Source organism: Streptomyces sp. SCL15-4 (assembly GCF_033366695.1).
GTDB lineage: Bacteria > Actinomycetota > Actinomycetes > Streptomycetales > Streptomycetaceae > Streptomyces.
This window is the reverse complement of record NZ_JAOBTQ010000001.1, coordinates 161,644-177,474: the sequence shown is the minus strand read 5'-3', so window position 1 is coordinate 177,474 and position 15,831 is coordinate 161,644. Positions and strand designations below refer to the sequence as shown.

The 15,831-nt window shown below is 69.4% G+C and carries 14 protein-coding genes and 1 pseudogene; 10 read left to right on the top strand and 5 right to left on the bottom strand.

Annotated elements, in window-relative coordinates:
- The first annotated feature begins 375 nt into the window (after positions 1 to 375).
- The 3 genes from SCK26_RS00895 (at position 376) to SCK26_RS00885 (ending at position 2,844) form a co-directional block, all read left to right on the top strand.
- Positions 376 to 915 (top strand): winged helix-turn-helix domain-containing protein, encoded by a 540-nt coding sequence (locus SCK26_RS00895; RefSeq protein WP_318199273.1) that lies wholly within the window; start codon positions 376 to 378, stop codon positions 913 to 915.
- A complete protein-coding gene (locus SCK26_RS00890; protein ID WP_318199272.1) occupies positions 912 to 2,207 on the top strand; it encodes an MFS transporter in 1,296 nt (431 codons plus the stop codon). Before SCK26_RS00895 ends, SCK26_RS00890 begins: the two co-directional genes overlap by 4 nt.
- Before the next feature lie 337 nt (positions 2,208 to 2,544).
- Complete coding sequence (locus SCK26_RS00885; RefSeq protein WP_318199271.1) at positions 2,545 to 2,844, top strand: hypothetical protein; 300 nt, start codon at positions 2,545 to 2,547, stop codon at positions 2,842 to 2,844.
- Between the two features lie 361 nt (positions 2,845 to 3,205).
- Here the strand turns inward: SCK26_RS00885 and SCK26_RS00880 are convergent, their stop codons facing one another.
- Positions 3,206 to 3,535: an SH3 domain-containing protein gene (locus tag SCK26_RS00880; protein WP_318199270.1), complete on the bottom strand. Its 330-nt coding sequence runs from the start codon at positions 3,533 to 3,535 to the stop codon at positions 3,206 to 3,208.
- A 582-nt stretch (positions 3,536 to 4,117) separates the two neighbouring features.
- Entirely contained in the window at positions 4,118 to 4,444 is a 327-nt protein-coding gene (locus SCK26_RS00875) for a hypothetical protein (RefSeq protein ID WP_318199269.1), read from the bottom strand.
- Positions 4,445 to 4,641: 197 nt separating this feature from the next.
- Here SCK26_RS00875 and SCK26_RS00870 point away from each other — a divergent pair, with 197 nt between their 5' ends.
- The 6 genes from SCK26_RS00870 (at position 4,642) to SCK26_RS00845 (ending at position 12,380) form a co-directional block, all read left to right on the top strand.
- Entirely contained in the window at positions 4,642 to 6,165 is a 1,524-nt protein-coding gene (locus SCK26_RS00870; protein WP_318199268.1) for an MATE family efflux transporter, read from the top strand.
- 64 nt (positions 6,166 to 6,229) lie between these two features.
- A complete protein-coding gene (locus tag SCK26_RS00865) occupies positions 6,230 to 7,555 on the top strand; it encodes a hypothetical protein (protein ID WP_318199267.1) in 1,326 nt (441 codons plus the stop codon).
- A complete protein-coding gene (gene glyA / locus SCK26_RS00860; protein WP_318199266.1) occupies positions 7,548 to 8,852 on the top strand; it encodes a serine hydroxymethyltransferase in 1,305 nt (434 codons plus the stop codon). Before SCK26_RS00865 ends, glyA begins: the two co-directional genes overlap by 8 nt.
- Positions 8,853 to 8,866: 14 nt before the next feature.
- On the top strand, positions 8,867 to 9,991 hold the full coding sequence (locus SCK26_RS00855) for a pyridoxal phosphate-dependent aminotransferase (RefSeq protein ID WP_318199265.1): 1,125 nt from the start codon (positions 8,867 to 8,869) through the stop codon (positions 9,989 to 9,991).
- Entirely contained in the window at positions 9,988 to 10,926 is a 939-nt protein-coding gene (locus SCK26_RS00850) for a D-isomer specific 2-hydroxyacid dehydrogenase family protein (RefSeq protein WP_318199264.1), read from the top strand. Before SCK26_RS00855 ends, SCK26_RS00850 begins: the two co-directional genes overlap by 4 nt.
- Positions 10,923 to 12,380 carry an FAD-binding oxidoreductase gene (locus SCK26_RS00845; RefSeq protein WP_318199263.1) on the top strand — a complete coding sequence of 486 codons (1,458 nt, stop codon included), beginning with the start codon at positions 10,923 to 10,925 and terminating at the stop codon, positions 12,378 to 12,380. Before SCK26_RS00850 ends, SCK26_RS00845 begins: the two co-directional genes overlap by 4 nt.
- A gap of 294 nt (positions 12,381 to 12,674) precedes the next feature.
- Here SCK26_RS00845 and SCK26_RS00840 read toward each other — a convergent pair whose 3' ends face one another.
- On the bottom strand, positions 12,675 to 13,679 hold the full coding sequence (locus tag SCK26_RS00840) for an NADP-dependent oxidoreductase (protein WP_318199262.1): 1,005 nt from the start codon (positions 13,677 to 13,679) through the stop codon (positions 12,675 to 12,677).
- Positions 13,680 to 13,805: 126 nt separating this feature from the next.
- The gene (locus SCK26_RS00835) at positions 13,806 to 14,492 is read right to left on the bottom strand and encodes an SDR family oxidoreductase (RefSeq protein WP_318199261.1); all 687 of its coding nucleotides are present in this window, start codon (positions 14,490 to 14,492) and stop codon (positions 13,806 to 13,808) included.
- A gap of 115 nt (positions 14,493 to 14,607) precedes the next feature.
- On the opposite strand from SCK26_RS00835, the gene SCK26_RS00830 reads away from it, so the two are divergent.
- Complete coding sequence (locus SCK26_RS00830; protein WP_318199260.1) at positions 14,608 to 15,168, top strand: TetR/AcrR family transcriptional regulator; 561 nt, start codon at positions 14,608 to 14,610, stop codon at positions 15,166 to 15,168.
- Positions 15,169 to 15,613: 445 nt separating this feature from the next.
- Here the strand turns inward: SCK26_RS00830 and SCK26_RS00825 are convergent.
- Positions 15,614 to 15,830 (bottom strand): annotated as a pseudogene (locus SCK26_RS00825) (IS701 family transposase); the annotation flags it as partial.
- Position 15,831: the final 1 nt, after the last annotated feature.

Sequence of the window (15,831 nt, the reverse complement as noted above, 5' to 3'; positions counted from 1 at the left end):
CCGACCGGTCCCGGCGAGGGGCGGCCCGGTCCGCCGGGAGTCCTTCGGCCGGCACCGCGACCGAGGCCCCGCCCGCCGGACGTGCTCCGGCGGGCGGGGCCTCGGCGCGTACGGGCCGGATCAGCCGGTGACGGCACCCTGGCCGGTGCGTGCGGACGATCTCCGCGTAGCGCCGTCCGCTCGCCTTGGCGGTCCGCTTCTGCGTGGCGTAGTCCACGTGGACGAGGCCGAGTGCCGGTGCGGTGCCTCCGGTCCCTGATCAACCTCTTCGTCAGCGATGTCCTGGTAGTCCTCGTGGCCTTGTCCACGAGTCCCGAGAGAGGTCCGCGCGGAATTCCCTTGCTCAATGGTCAAGAGTCGTTGACCATTGCTCGCATGCCTACCGATGATCCTCCCGAGACGTTTCACGTCACCACGGACGAGCAGCTGCGCGCCGTTTCCAACCTCACGCGCCACCGGATCATGGCCGTGCTCCGCTTCGAGCCGGCGACGATCACGCAGATCGCCGAGCGGCTGGGCCTTGCGAAGGGGAGTTCCAGCTACCACGTGCGACTGCTGGAGCGGGCCGGCCTGGTGAAGGTGGTACGGACGCGGAAGGTGCGGGGGGTCACCGAGCGGTACTACGCGATGGCCGCACGGTCGATCGTGCTGCCGGACCCCGAGGCGGGGCAGCCCGACGTGCTGATGCGGCATGCGGTGGCGGACCTGGAGGCGTCGCCGGCGGACGGCGAGCGGCATGTACGGATGGCGCATCTGCGGCTCACCGAGGAGCAGTTCGCGCAGCTGGGGGCGCGGCTGCAGGCACTGGCGGACGAGTACCGGGAGCTGTCCGATCCGTCGCTGCCGGACGCGTCACTCGTCTTCGCACTGTTCCACCCGGCACCGCGCGAGCAGGCCGAGGGAGACGCCAAGTGACCTCGAGCAGATGTAAGTTGCCGACCGGCTTCGGACGGCTGTGGACTGCGCAGACGGTGTCCTCGCTCGGCGACGGGGTGTCGCATGCCGCCCTGCCCCTGCTCGCCTTGACCTTGACGCGCGAGCCGATGGCGCTCGCCGTCGTCACGGCCGCCGGGACGCTGCCGTGGCTGCTCTTCGGGGTACTCGGCGGTGCACTGGTGGACCGCTGGGACCGCCGGCGCACGATGTGGGTCGCGGACGCGGCGCGTGCGGTGCTGCTCGCGATACCGGCGGCAGCGGCCGCGCTCGACGGCCTGAGCATCCCATTGCTCGCGGCCGTCGCCTTCCTGCTCGGCCTCGGCGGACTCTTCTTCGACACGGCCGCCACGGCCTATCTACCGGATCTGCTCCGCCGCGACCCCGCCCTCCTGGAGCGCGCCAATGCCCGCTTGCGCGGAGCGCAGACCGCCATGTCCGGCTTCGCGGGGCCGCCTGCGGGCAGTGCGCTGCTCGCGCTCGGGCGGGCGGTTCCGCTGCTCGTCGACGCGGTGTCGTTCCTGTTCTCCGCACTGCTCGTACGGTCGCTTCCCGGCATGCCCCGGCCCGTGCCGGAGATCCGCGAGTCGCTGCTCCGGCAAGCGCGGACCGGGGCCTCGTACGTCTTCCGGGACCGGTTGCTGCTCGGGCTCGCGCTCCGCCCGGCGGTCGGGAACATCGCCTTCCTCGCCGTGGAGACCGTCCTGGCCCTCTTCGCGCACGACCGCCTCGGCATCGGCACCTACGGCTTCGGCCTGCTCCTCACCGCGGAGGCCACCGGCGGTCTGCTCGGTGCGGGCATCGCCTCCTACCTTGGCCGACGACTCGGCACCGGCACCGCACTGACCTGCACGGCCGCGGTCGAAGGGCTCGCCATCCTGGGCCTGGCCGCTGCCCCGAACCCGTACGTGGCAGGGCTGGCGCTCGCCGTCTGCGGGGCCGGCATGGGCGCCACGATGGTGCTCGGTCCCTCCCTCCGGCAGGCGATCGTCCCGGCCCACCTCATGGGCCGCGTCGCCTCCACCTCCCGCATGCTGGCCATGTGCGCCGCCCCCACCGGGGCCTTCCTCGGCGGCTGGCTGGCCACCGCCTACGACATCCGCACCCCGCTCTACGCCGCCGCCGTCCTCCTCCTGGCGATGACGGCCGTCACGGCATCCATGACCGGCAACCGCCGTGTCGAAGCGGCGCTGCGTGCCGCCGCCCCGGCCGACGGTCCGGATCACCCGGCATCCAAGGAGCCCGCCCAGAAGAGTGCGTCTGACGTCTTGTGACGCCTGCCGCGAAGGCGCCGCGACGATGTCACGAGGCGCAAGCAGTTCGATCCGGGGCTCACCCGGGCGCCTCCCGAAGTGTTGAACATGGGACGGGGCGTGGCAGCGCTTTCAGCGGTATGCGCGTCGTCCCGTCTGCACGGGCTGCGGTGCCGAGTGCACCGACGAACGGTGAAGGGCGGTCGAGCGCGGCGGCTGGGGCACCGCGCAGGAGCCCCGGCCGTCTCTGTGCGGGGACTGCGACCGTCAGGCCGTCATCGACCTGGAGCAGGCCGTGCCCGAGTGGAAGGCCTGCGGGACCTGGCTCGCTGTCAGTGCCGGCTGCCAGGCTTGACGGATGGACCGTGAAGACGAACAGCTGCTGCGCCGCCGCGTCTACGGCGCCGACCACGACGATCCCGACCCCGGCCCGCTCCCGCACCGCACGTACGCCGAACTGGTCGGCGGCCCGCTGGACGGTCTGCTGCTGGACATCACCGGCTGGCGGGCCGAGGAAGTCGACGACGGCGCCGCCCTGTCCACCGAGCTTGTGCGGTGGCCCGGCGGTCGCGCCCTGTACGACCCGCGCCCAGGCGAGCCGCGCTCTCCCGGCCCCGGAGTGAGCTGCCGCTTCTACCACTCCGGCGACACGCCCTGACCACGGCGACAAAACGAGGCGGCCCCCGCAGCCACCTTCAGGGCGCGGGAGCCGCCTCCTTCGCGCTGGGACGCCGACGACCGGATGAGAGCCGTCTGCGGGCGCGCCCGCTCGGGCAGGTAGCCGGCCCGGCCGCGAGCAATGCCCGCTCTCGGTCGCTCGGTGCCCCAGGGCGAGGCGGCCGGGAGTGCCTGGAGTACGACGGCGGCCCCCGCGAGGCGGGGTGCTCGCAGGGGCCAACAGGGATGAACGGGCGGCTGGCAGACGGACTCCCGCTGCGTTCGCCGTCCGCGGGCTGGTGAGAGCGGCTGGGCGCACAGATCCGTGCCGGATCCGCTCACGGCAACCCGTCTGTCGTCAATCAGCAGTCCAGATAGGCGACGTGGATCCACACCCCGGTCCGGCCGCCCCAGAGGTCCCCCATGACCCAGGAGCCCTCCCTGCCCTTCGCGTTGATCTTCTGGCCCCTGTTCACCTTCCCCAGGACCGGGTAGTTGGTGCCCGGTCCTCCGCGGTAGTTGACACCGTTGTCATTGACCGTGCAGACAATGTCCTTGACCGCAGCCGGGGCGCCGACGCCAGGGGCCGCCGCCGAAGCGGTGTTCGCCGAAGCGGTGGTTGCCGTCACGCCCCCGACGAGGGTGAGAACCGTCACCGCAGTGACAACGGCAGCGCGCATGGACTTGAGCATGGATTGTTCGTCCTTCCGGAGGAAGAGAGCAGTGCTGACACCCGCTTAATGCCACACCCAGCTCACAGCAATCCAAAGGTCACACGAAAGTGCAGGCGCACGCCGGAGTACGACGCGGACGCCTATAGCCAGGAACTGCCCCTCTGACCGGCCCAGTCACCCAGCGGCACACGACCCGCCTTCCGCGTGGCGCCAACACACGGCGGCGGGAACCATGGAGCCGACCGGAACCCGGTCCCGGCGGAGCGGACCGGCAGGGCCCGACACCCTCGGCACTGCGTCCGTTCCCCTTTTCCACCTGCTGTCACAGGGCAGGTTCTGGCTCAACCTCTGTGACGCGGGCACTCGGAGTGACGACACAGCGTCGCTGGGAGGCATCCGGAGTCGCCCGAAAACGAGCGGCGCTGAGGGCCGCTGGACCGCGACCGGGACGCCGTTGTCGCCGGGTTGACACTGCCTTGGAACTCGGGCGCCGTCGAAGGACACGTCAACCGCATCAAGATGGATGCTTACACGCCGCCGCCCGGGCTTCACTCTCCTGCGGAAGCGAGTCCTGCCAGCGCCACGACGCGGTATGTCTGCTCAGAGGCCGAGCAGCACCGGCCCGGCCGGAACACCACAGGTGATCAATGCCGTCGCAGGAGCCCCAAGGCCGCGGGGGGAGAACAGGTGGGGGCCGTCATGACTGGCGACTTCACGTGGGTGCCACCACTTGAGACCGCGGATGTTCTCCGCGGTCAGCTCGTCGTCGGACAGCGGCCCGCGTGGCTCGAACCTGGCAGTGCGTACGAGGAAATAGTCGTTGACGACGCCGTCGTAGCCCGCGGCACGTCCAGGTGCCACGACTTCCTGATGCCACACGTGCGGCGGGTCGGTCCTGACTGAATGGCGTAGGTTCACGGATGGCATTCGGACATGCTAATCCCGAGGGCCAAGGGTGATGTGCTCGACTCGGTGAGGCGAGCACAGTAACTCACTGTCACTGGCCGCAGAAGTCGAGCCAGTACCGCAGGGCATGGACTTCCGGCCAAGTTCACCACTGGGCCTTGGCCGGGGAAGCCGCCGTGATCTACGCTCGGAATTGAAATTTAATTTTCAATGAGGGGATGCATCATGCTGACTCGCTCCTGTCGATCCAACATCTCGACCATCTCGGCCCGCACGCGCCTGAAAAAGCAGCCCACGGTGATGCGGCGGTGACGGAGCCGGTATCGACAGTCCAGAATTCCGGACGGGGAATGGTGCGCAGGATACTGCCCCTGGGTCTTCCCCTCGCCATCGGCTTCGTCGCACAACTCGCCATCTCCTTCACCGACGCCGCGCTGGTGAGCAGGCTCGGACCGGACGAGTTGGCGGGAGTCACACTCGCGCTGAGTATTTTCAGCGCAACCATGCTCTTCGGTCTGGGAATCGTCACAGCGGTCACCCCCAGACTGGCGGCCGGCCATCGCGCGGCCGACACAGGCGCCGTCCGCGCCTGGTTCGTTCAGGGCGCGTGGCTCGCGGTACTCGTCGGGATCCTCGGCACGGCGGTACTGCTGAACACCGGGAACATCCTGACCCTCATCGGACAGAGCCCGCGGACAGCGGATATCGCACAGGACTACAACGAGGGCGCCGCCGTCGGTCTGCCCCTGTTCCTCCTCTACGTCGACGCCCGATGCCTGCTGACCGGCATCGGCCGGCCCAGGCCGGCGACCTGGGTGATGCTGGCGGCCGTCCCCCTGAACCTGGCCCTCGGCTACGCACTGACCTTCGGCGCCGGGCCGATACCTGACCTGGGAGTGTTCGGAGCCGGGCTCGCGAGCACACTCGTCCGGGCCTTCATCGTCCTCGCCGTGACGGCCCTGCTCCTCACCGGCCGGCTCCGCGAACTGGGGCTCAGGAACGCACCACTCGCCCCCCGCCTGCCCCTGCTCGGCGAACTGCTGCGAGTGGGCTCCTGGATCGGCGTGCGCGTCCTGCTCGGAGAGGGATTCCTCCCCGTACTCGCGTTCTTCGTGGGCCGCTTCGGAGCCGACGCGACCGCCGCCCACGCCATCGGTCTGCGGCTGGAGACCCTGGTGGTCGTCTTCGCTCTCGGCTTCTCCGGCGCGGCGACTACCGTGGCCGCGTGGGCCCGGGAGGACGGCGACTGGCGGGCCCTTCGGGACCTGCGGTCCGCGCTACTGACGATCGGGCTCGGCTACTCCGGCGGCCTGTCGGTGGTCATCCTGGCCTCGTCGGGCTTCATCACCCGGGTGCTCTTCGGACTGCACGACCCAAGGGCGGAGAGCCTGGTACACGAACTTCTCCCGCTCGTGATCGCCTATTTCGTCGTCGACACGCTCATCACCATGTCGATGGGATATCTGGTGGGCCTGTCGGACACCAGAACTCCCACGATCGTGGTGGGTGTCGGCTACTGGATCATCGGTCTCGGAACCGGCGTCCTCCTCAGTGAACTGACACCCCTCGGATTCTACGGCCTGTGGCTCGGTGTCATCATCGGCGGTTGCGGAATCGGGGTATTTGTTTTCGCGCGGACCGGATGGCACATCGCCATCACCAAAAGCACGCGAGAAAAGGGACATTCAAATGCTGAACCCGAGATTCTCGGACCTGGCCGGCGTGGGCATCGAAATACGTGATGTCGAGAGTGACATCACAACGAATGACAGAATCGCCGCATACATCCGCAGGAGTGACCGGCTGGTGCCGGAAACCCCGAGGCAGCAATTACGCATCAAACGTAAGTGGGAGCTGGAGAACTCCCGGCTGCGTGAACGTCCCCGCATGAACCCGTCCGAGGTCAGGACCTGGCAGCTCGACCGGCTGCGCGCCCTCGTCGACGGGGCCTACGCGACGATTCCGTTCTACCGGGAACTGTATGCGGCCGTTGGGTTCGAACCGGGGGACGTCGTCACCTGGTCCGACTTCGAGCAGCTGCCCGTCATCGACAAACGCATGCTCATCGAGGCGGGTGTGAGCGAGGAAGCGAGGAAGACGGCCGGGACACGGACCGTCCACTCGGCCCGCACCTCCGGGTCCAGCGGACTCAACCTGACGATCCTTCAGGACAACGCGAGCACCGACTACCGGGTGCTGCTCAACATGCGCCACGCCGAACTCGCCCTCGGCCGCGCCCTGAAGCCGGACGACTGGCGCTATCAGGTGTACTTCGCCGCCGAGCGGCTCACCTCGCTGCTGGGCGCCTACCCCTACGTCACCGTCGCCCAGGAGTGTCCCACCGACATCCTCCTGGAGAACCTGGCCCAGATCCGTCCCCAGGTCATGCTCTGCTTCCCGAGCTATCTACAGCGGCTCGCGGAGGAGAACGTCGCACTCGACGCGCTCGGCGTGGAGACGATCATCACCAACTCGGAGCGCAGCAGCCGGGAAGAGCGGGAGAAGTACTCCCGGATCTTCCGGGTCCCGGTGCTCGACGAGTACTCGTCGGAGGAGTTCTCGCTCATCGCCTACGAGTGCCGGGAGCGCCACTACCACCTCGTCGAGGACAGCGCGTACATGGAGGTCGCCCTGGCCGACGAGACCGGATTCGGGCACATGGTCGGCACCTCGCTCGGCAACGCGTTCATGCCGTTCATCCGGTACGACCAAGGGGACATCGTCCGCCTCGCGAACCCCGACGCCACCTGCGCGTGCGGCTCCCGCTTCCGGATGATCGACGCGTTCCGGGGCCGTGAGGACGAGAAACTGCGCGACGGACGGAGCCGAACGGTGCCGGCCGACGCCGTTCTCGGCCTGTGCGACCGGACCCTGGTCGTCGAGGAGTCGAACGTACTGCAATACCAGATCGTCCAGGTGGCACCGGACCGCATCGAGGTACGCCTCCGGTTGTCGGACCCACGGAAGGACATCGAGGACAACCTGCTCCTCACCGAGTTCGTCCGCGAACTCTCGTCGCTGTTCCTCCACGAGAAGATGCGGGTCGACGTCGTCCATGCCGGCACCTTCGACACGTTCGTCTCCGGGAAACGACGCCTCATCTACGTCGAAGGGGCCTGGGCGCGTGACTGACACGGACAGGAATGCCCTCCACACGGCAGGGGCGCCGGACAAGTGGGCGAGGTTCCGGACCGAACTCTTCGAGCTCGGCGCCCGACAAGAGGCGTACGAACGCTCCGTCATCAACCTGATCGCCAGTGACAACGCCGTGCCGGGATGGCGGGCCCGCTCGCTCCCCTACGCGGGCGACATGATCCAGGAGGGAATCGTCGGCAAGCGGCCCTTCGCCGGCGCGGCCCTGCACAACGAACTGGAGCGCGTCGCAGCGGAGATCGCGTGCGAGGTCCTCGGCGTGGATCACGCGATCCTCCAGTCCCATTCGTGCAGCCAGGCGAACCAGGCCGTCTACCAGGGCCTGCTGAGGCCCGGGGACCGCGTGCTCGCCCTGCGGTTCCGCGCGGGCGGGCACCTCACGCACGGTATGCGGGCGAACTTCTCCGGCCGCGACTACGAGTTCGAGTTCTACGGGGTCGGACCGGACGGACGTATCGACTACGAGGAAGCACGCCGCATCGCGAAGGAGTTCCGCCCGCGGCTGGTCATCTGCGGTTCGTCGTCGTACCCGTGGAGCTACGACCTCGGCGAACTGCGTTCCCTCTGCGACGAGGTCGGCGCCTATCTGCACCTCGACCTGTCGCACGAGGCGGGTCTGATCGCGGGCGGCGCCTTCGCGTGCGACCTGCGGGCCGCCGACGTGGTGACGATGTCGCTCGACAAGACACTCAGAGGACCGCACGGAGCCGCCCTGCTGTGCCGTGCCGAGCTGGCCGACCGCATGGACGCCGCAGTCCATCCCGGAACCCAGTCGAGCTTCCCCATCCGCCGGCTCACCGACGCGGCGACGGCGCTCCTGGAGAGCCGGACGGCCGCCTTCGCCGAGTACGCGGACCGGAGCGTCGCGCTGGCCCGGGCGCTCGGCCGTCGGCTGCTGGCGCACGACACACGGGCCGTCGTCGGCGGCGGCACCGACAAGCACTACCTGCTCCTGGACACCCGACAGGTCTTCGGGCACGACGGGCGCGGCGCGGAGGCGCTGCTGGAAGACCTGGGCGTCCTCACCAACCGCCAGTCGCTGCCGCACGACCCCTCCGACCGGTTCAGGGACGCCGGGGGACTGCGGCTGGGCACGGCCTGGCTCTCCTCCTGCGGCTACACCGTCGCGGATGCGGAGGAGCTGGGCGCACTGGTGGTGCACGCACTCTCCGGCCGGGACCGCGAAACGTGTGCCGCCGCGTTCCGCGAGCTGACCGGCCGGGACAGGCCGGGCGATGTGCGCGGCATGACGGAACTCTTCCCGGCGGCGAACTGATGGGGGACCAACGCGTGAAGACACTCACGGACTACGAGCAGATAGGTTTCCTCACCGAGGCGAACCTCGCCGACGGCCACGCCTACCAGGGGCTCACCGCCAGCCAGGAGGTGATCGTCGACCGGCTCGGCAACGCCTGGCGGAAGTCCGAGGCGGAGTCGATCCCCGAATCGGAGCACCGCTACATCGACCGGTACGCGCAACTGATCGGGTCGGCCGGACTCCAGGCGGCCCCGGAGCACCTGATCCTGCCGACCGCATCGAACTCGATCGACCTCGTCGCCGCGTATCTGACCCTCGCCGGCAAGCGCGTCCTGCTGACCTGTCCCACTTTCGACAATCTCGCCCTGATCCTGCGCCGGCGCGGCGCGCGCCCTTCTCCCGTCTCCGAACGGGAGATCTCCGACGGCGAGTCACTCGCCCGCCGACTCCCCGGCACGGACGTCCTGTTCCTGGTGAACCCGAACAACCCCACCGGCACCAACCTGTCCGAGGATGCCTTCACCGCGCTCGTGCGCGCGTGCGTCGAGCACGGCGTCACGCTCGTCATCGACGCGAGTTTCAGGCTGTTCTACCCGCAGACCTGGGACGCCTACCGCGTGCTCCAGGACCTCGGCGCCTCGTACATCGTCTTCGAGGACACCGGCAAGATCTTCCCGACCCAGGACATGAAGGCCAGCCTCCTGTCCTGCTCGGCCGACCACCGCGCCCCGCTGCGGGAGATCTACAACGAGATCTACCTCTGCGTCTCCAAGTTCACCCTGCGGGTCCTCGGAGACTTCTTCGAGGAGGCACGTGTCACCGGCCTCCACCGGTCCCTCCACTCCCTCGTCGCACGGCGACGCACCCGACTGAGGCAAATGCTGGGCGAGGACCTCGTCGAGCGGGCGGCCCGGTCGAGCCGCATCAGCGTGGAGTGGCTGTCCACGGCGGGCACCGGCCTCGACGACCGGACCGTCGTACGGGAGCTGCGCGGCCACGGCGTGGGCGTGCTGCCCGGACGCGGGTTCTTCTGGGACAGCCCGCACGCCCCGGACAGCACTCGCAACGTGCGGGTCAGCCTCATGAAACCGGACAGCGAGTTCGAGCGCGGGCTCGCCCTCATGGCCGAGTACTTCGACAAGGCGGTACGCCGGTGAAGATCGTGGTGTCCGGCCGGTCCGTACCCGAACGACTGGCCGAGTACTGCCGCCGACGGGGCATCGTCGTCGACCACGTGGACGCGCCGCCCACGGAACAGGAACTGTGCCGGCGCGTCCGGGACGCCGACCACTACCTCCTCGGTGGTGACGAGCGGCTGTCGAGAGCCGTCCTGGAGTCCGCGCGCTCCCTTGGCTGCATCTCCTTCACGGGCACCGGCGCCGGCTCGTTCGTCGACCTCGACGCGGCGCGCGACACAGGAGTACGAGTCCTCACCACACCAGGGGTGAACGGCGTCGCGGTCGCGGAGTTCGCCCTCGGACTGGCCGTCGGCATGATGCGCCGGGCCCTTCCCGACCTGCACGACCGCGAGCAGCCGTCCCGGACCTCCACCGAACTCGCCGGGGCGACGGTCGGCATCCTGGGCCTCGGCGCGACCGGCGGGGCGCTGGCCGGGATGCTGGCCCGCGGGTTCTCCTGCCAGGTCCTCTACCACTCCCGTACCCGTAAGGAGCGGGAGGAGAAGGCGCTCGCACTGACCCGCGTCGGCCTGACGGAACTGTTCACGCGCAGCACCACGGTGTTCGTCTGCTGCTCTCTGAACGACGAGACGACGAGTCTGGTGGACGAGCGGCTCCTCGGCATGGGGCCCGCACCACGCTACCTCGTCAGCACTGCCGATCCCCGGGTGATCGACCCCGGCGCCCTGCGCCGCGCCCTGGAGACGGGCGCCCTGACCGGCGCCGCGCTGGACGGCTACTACCGGGAACCCGTCCCGGACCCGGCTGACGACCCCCACGGACTGCTGCATCTGCACGGCACCTCGCTCTTCGTCACCAGCCACATCGCCGCGTCCTCCGCGACGTCCTGGAGCCGTATGGAGAACGCGGCGGTCGACAACCTGCTCGCCGTCCTCGACGAGGAGACGCCGTGAGCGGCGAGGCGGCCCGGGCCCTGGTCGAACAGCTGAAAACCGTCGTGCCGGACGGCTGCCTGGTCCTGCCGTCGTCACCGCGGTACGACGCGGCCCGGCAGGTGTACAACCGGATGCACGACCACCGGCCCGCCGCGATCCTGCGCACCCTGGACGAAACCGTGCTGCGCAAGGCCCTCACCGGCGCGGCCACGCTCGGAGTCCCCCTCGCGGTGCGCGGCGGCGGCCATCACATCGGCGGGTTCTCGACCGTCGACGGCGGCCTGGTGATCGACTTCTCGGTGTTCCGGGACGTTGCCTACGACCCGGACACCCGGACGGCCCGGGTACGGCCCGGAGCGCGCCTCGGAGACCTCGACGCACGGCTCGCCGCCTACGGCCGCTGCGTTCCCTCGGGCACGGTCAGCGACACCGGAATCACCGGCCTCACCCTGGGCGGCGGGATCGGATGGCTGGTGGCCGGTCACGGACTGACCTGCGATCACCTGAGCGGAGCTCGCGTGCTGCTCGCCGACGGCCGGATCCTGGAAGTGTCGCGCGACCATCATCCCGATCTCTTCCACGCGCTGCGCGGCGGCGGGGCCGGCGCCTTCGGCATCATCCTGGAACTGCGCTTCCGGACCCTCCCGCTGCCCCGCATCACCGCCGGCTCCGTACGCTTCCCACTGGACCGGGCAGCCGACGTGCTCCACCGAATCCACGGACTGCTGGAGGAACGCACACCCACCTCACTGACACTTGCCCCGGCCCTCGTACACCGCGACGGCGTGCCCGAGCTCTCCGTCGACCTGTGCTGCCACGGCGACGCCCGGGATACGGCCATGGAGACCGCCCGGCTCAGAGAGAGGATCGGGGGTGACTGGTCGGATGTCGGGGAGCGGGAATACCCGCGATGGCAAGCACACTTCGACTCGTCCTTCCTGCCGCCCATGCGCGGGTACTGGAAATCCAGCCACTCCACCCGTCTGGCCTTCGACCCTGACCTGATGACCGGTGCGCTCCGCGCCGCGCCCACCGCCAGGTGCTCGGTACTCGTCGAGTACTTCAACACCGACACCCTGCGGGCCCACGCCGAGGGATCCGCCTACCCCCTGCGGGAGTCACGGATGGGCGTCCTGCTGTCGGCGAGGTGGCCGGACCGGGCGGAGGACGACACACACGTCCGCTGGGGGCGCACCTGGACCGAACGGCTGCGGTCCGGGCACGACAGCGTGCGGGCTTACTCCAACTACTCCGACGCGTCCGACTCCCACGCGGGCGTGGCCGGCGGCGACCGGAGGCTCGGCAACACCCTCCGACGGCTGGAGGAGACGTACGACCCGGACCGCCTGTTCGCGCGAGGCCACCGAGCCGGGCTCACCGAGAGCCGGGGAGCCCGGACGCCCGCGGAAGACGACCGGCGCAAACGACTGCCGTCCGGGTCCCTCAAGTCCAGCACCTCAGCGGCGCCGTGATGCGCCGACGAGTTGGCCCCGGGGCAGGCGTGCGGCGAGGTCGAGGGTGTTCTCACTCGGCACCATCCGGTCGCTCGACGGTCCGTGCGCCCCTTCAGCCGTTGCAGGGCGGTGAAGCCGCCCATCGACAGGTCGAGCGGGTCGACCTGCTCGGTCGGCACGTCCTTGTACGACGACCCGGTGAGCGCTGCTCGGTGGGCTCGTGATCGGTTCCTGGAGGTGGGAGACAGGGGTGGGGGGTAGCGGGTTCCTCTCGCTGACGGGGCCTGTCGGTGGTGTGGCGCGTGCCGGTCCTCACGCCATCGCGATGACGACCTTGCCGGCCTTGGCGCGGCCCTTCTCGGCGTACTCCATGGCCTCGCGGGTCTGCTCGAAGGGGAAGACACGGTCGACGACGGGGCGGATTGCTCCGGCGTCGACGAGCCGGGTGAGTTCGCGCAGCTGGTCGCCGTCGGCCTTCATGAACAGGAAGGAGTAGGTCACGCCCCGGCGCTTGGCGTGGCGTCGGGTCTTGAAGCTCAGCGCGTTCGTCACCTGCCGCAGGAACGGGTTCGCGCCGAGCTCGCGGGCGAAGTCCGCGTCGGGCGGCCCGGCGATGCTGATGACCTTCCCGCCTGGCTTGAGGACCCGCAGGGACTTCTCCAGGGTCTTGCCGCCGAGGGAGTCCAGGACGACGTCGTAGCCGTCCAGGAGCTCCTCGAAGTCCTGGGTGCGGTAGTCGATGACGACGTCCGCGCCGAGTTCCTTGACCAGGGCGGCGTTGGCCGCGCTCGCGGTGGTGGCCACCTGTGCGCCCAGGTGCCTGGCCAGTTGGAGGGCGGTGGTGCCCACTCCACCGGATCCTGCGTGGATCAGGACTTTCTGGCCCGGCTGGATCTGTGCCCTCTCGACCAGCGCCTGCCATGAGGTGAGGGCGACCAGGGGGAGGGAGGCGGCCTCCGCCATGGTGAGGGTGGCCGGCTTGTGGGCCAGGTCGTTCTGGTGGACGGCGATGAGTTCGGCGAAGGTGCCGATGCGGTCCTTGTCGGGCCGGGCGTAGACCTCGTCGCCCACTGCGAACCGGGTGACGGCCGAGCCGACCTGGACCACCACTCCGGCGAGGTCGTTGCCCAGCACGAGAGGCAGGCGGTACGGGAGGATCACCTTGAAGTCGCCGTCGCGGATCTTGAAGTCCAGCGGGTTGACGCTCGCCGCATGGATCTTGACCAGCACGTCGTCGGCGCCCGGCTCCGGATCGGGCATCTCGGCGGCGCGCACCGCGGACTGGTCACCGTACTTCTCGATCAAGTAGGTCTTCATCGCCGTCTTTCCGTCTCGTCCGCACAGGGACGGGATCTCCGCTCGCTTAGGGCCGCCCCGGTACGAGCTGCTTACTGGTGACTACTTCTGGTTCATGACGCCCCACACCGATGCGGCGGGCGCGCCTCACGCCGCGTTCGGCGATGCGGCCAGGTTCCGCTTCACGTGCCGGGTGGTCTCGTCGGCGAGGATTTCGGGCAGTTGCCGCTCGATGCCGGACAGGGCCTGGGCGGCGACCTCGGCGGGATCGGTCTTCTGGTCGGCGGGAACGCCGGCGGCCATGTCGGTGTCCATGTATCCGACGTGCAGCGCCGTGACGGTGATGCCGCGGGGCGCCAGTTCCTCCCGGGTCGCGTCGGTCAGCGCCCATGCCGCGGCCTTCGCCGCGGCGTAGGCGCCGAGGCCGGCGGGGTGCAGCCAGGACAGGACCGACAGCACGTTGAGAACGGCGCCGCCGCCGTTGGACTCGATGACCGGGGCGAAAGCCCGCGTCACGGCGAGCGGGCCGAAGAAGTTCACCTCCATCTCCAGGCGCACCGCGTCCGGGCTGCCCGCCACCAGGGGCGTACCGGTGGAGATGCCCGCGTTGTTGACCAGCAGCGTCACCTCGGAGGCCGTGCGAGCCGCCGCCCGGATCGACTCCTCGTCCGTCACGTCGAGCCGCAGCGGGATGACACCCGGAAGGTCCACCTCTTCGGGGCGACGGGCCGCCGCGTACACCTTCGCCCCGCGTTCCACGAGCTGGGCGGCCAGATGCCGCCCCAGCCCCCGGTTGGCCCCGGTGACCACTGCTACCGCGTCCTTCAGTTCCATGCCCGCTCCCAGCGTCACGGCCGCCGGCAAGCGGCCCGCGTCAATTAGATTACGACCTCAATCTAAGCACTGGTCTAAGATAGATGCCAGTCGACATCCAATCGGGAGGTGGCGGATGGGCCGTGTATCGCAGGCGCAGGCGCAGGAGAACCGCCGGCGAGTCGTTGAAACCGCGTCCCGCCTGTTCCGGGAACAGGGGACCCACGTCAGCGTTGCCGACCTCATGAAGGCGGCCGGTATGACCCACGGCGGCTTCTACAAGCAGTTCGCCTCCAAGGAGGCACTCATCGACGAAGCCACCGCCCATGCGTTCGGCGAACTCGCCCGGCACCACAAGGACGGGCTCGATCAGTACGCCGGGCAGCGCGACGCCGCCCAGCGGGCGCTGATCGACACCTACCTCTCCGCCGAGCACCGCGACAGCGCGGCAGACGGGTGCCCCGTCGCCGCACTCGCCACCGACATGGCCCGCGACGGCGGGGAAAGCGAGGCCCGCCGCGTCTACATCCAGGGAGTGGGCGACTTCGCCGACTTGCTCGGCACCAAGGACCAGGACGGCATCACCCGGCTGTGCACCATGCTCGGCGCACTCGTTCTTTCCCGGGCCACCAAAGGCTCCCCGCTCTCCGAGGAGATCCTCACCGCCGCACGCGAGGCGCTGAAGGCCACCGACTGACCGGAACCGCCGTGCGGTGCGGCAAGCCCCAGAAGGGTGCGCCTCTCGCTTCCGCACGCCCGGGCCATCACCGCGACTCCGCCACCCGTCGAGTCCGCTCGAAGGTGAAGACCACCTCGGGCCTGGACAACCGGTGCAGCGGCTTGGCGTCCACGACCGCGGGCCTCTGGCCTGCGATCAGCGGAAGTCCGGGATGTGTGTCCGGAGCTTTCGCTTCACTCCGGCTTGCAGCAGGAAGGGCTGAGCCGAGACGGACCGCACGGCACCGTCGAAATCGGCGAACAGTGACTCCAATTCCAGGCGCGACTCGTGGATCACATGGTCACGCACCGTCGCAGGCCAGTAGGCGCCGGAGTGTGCCTCTGTCTCGTGTGCCAGCGGAGAGTGCGCCGTGGGGCAGCCGACTCCAACAGCTCAGCGGCAACCGTATGTCAGGCTGAGACTCGGCCGCGAAAACGGCCAAGGTGATGTGCCGGTACAACCCGGATATCGGCGGACCTCGTATTGGTCCAGGCCGCTTTCGTTCTTGGCAGCCTGGAGGGCTTCCTTGATCGCCGGCGCGAGCCGGCGATCCGCACCAGGTCGGCGACGTTGCCGTTGGGGGAGTAGGCGAGGTAGTAGGCGATCTCGTCCGGTCGGGCCAGGCTGCGACGGCCCAGTACG

Bases quoted from the DNA above. Each gene is read 5' to 3' on its own strand.
- SCK26_RS00840 (WP_318199262.1), bottom strand. From the start codon at position 13,679: ATGAAGACCTACTTGATCGAGAAGTACGGTGACCAGTCCGCGGTGCGC.
- SCK26_RS00835 (WP_318199261.1), bottom strand. From the start codon at position 14,492: ATGGAACTGAAGGACGCGGTAGCAGTGGTCACCGGGGCCAACCGGGGG.
- SCK26_RS00875 (WP_318199269.1), bottom strand. From the start codon at position 4,444: ATGCCATCCGTGAACCTACGCCATTCAGTCAGGACCGACCCGCCGCAC.
- SCK26_RS00870 (WP_318199268.1), top strand. From the start codon at position 4,642: ATGCATCATGCTGACTCGCTCCTGTCGATCCAACATCTCGACCATCTC.
- SCK26_RS00885 (WP_318199271.1), top strand. From the start codon at position 2,545: ATGGACCGTGAAGACGAACAGCTGCTGCGCCGCCGCGTCTACGGCGCC.
- SCK26_RS00895 (WP_318199273.1), top strand. From the start codon at position 376: ATGCCTACCGATGATCCTCCCGAGACGTTTCACGTCACCACGGACGAG.
- SCK26_RS00880 (WP_318199270.1), bottom strand. From the start codon at position 3,535: ATGCTCAAGTCCATGCGCGCTGCCGTTGTCACTGCGGTGACGGTTCTC.
- SCK26_RS00830 (WP_318199260.1), top strand. From the start codon at position 14,608: ATGGGCCGTGTATCGCAGGCGCAGGCGCAGGAGAACCGCCGGCGAGTC.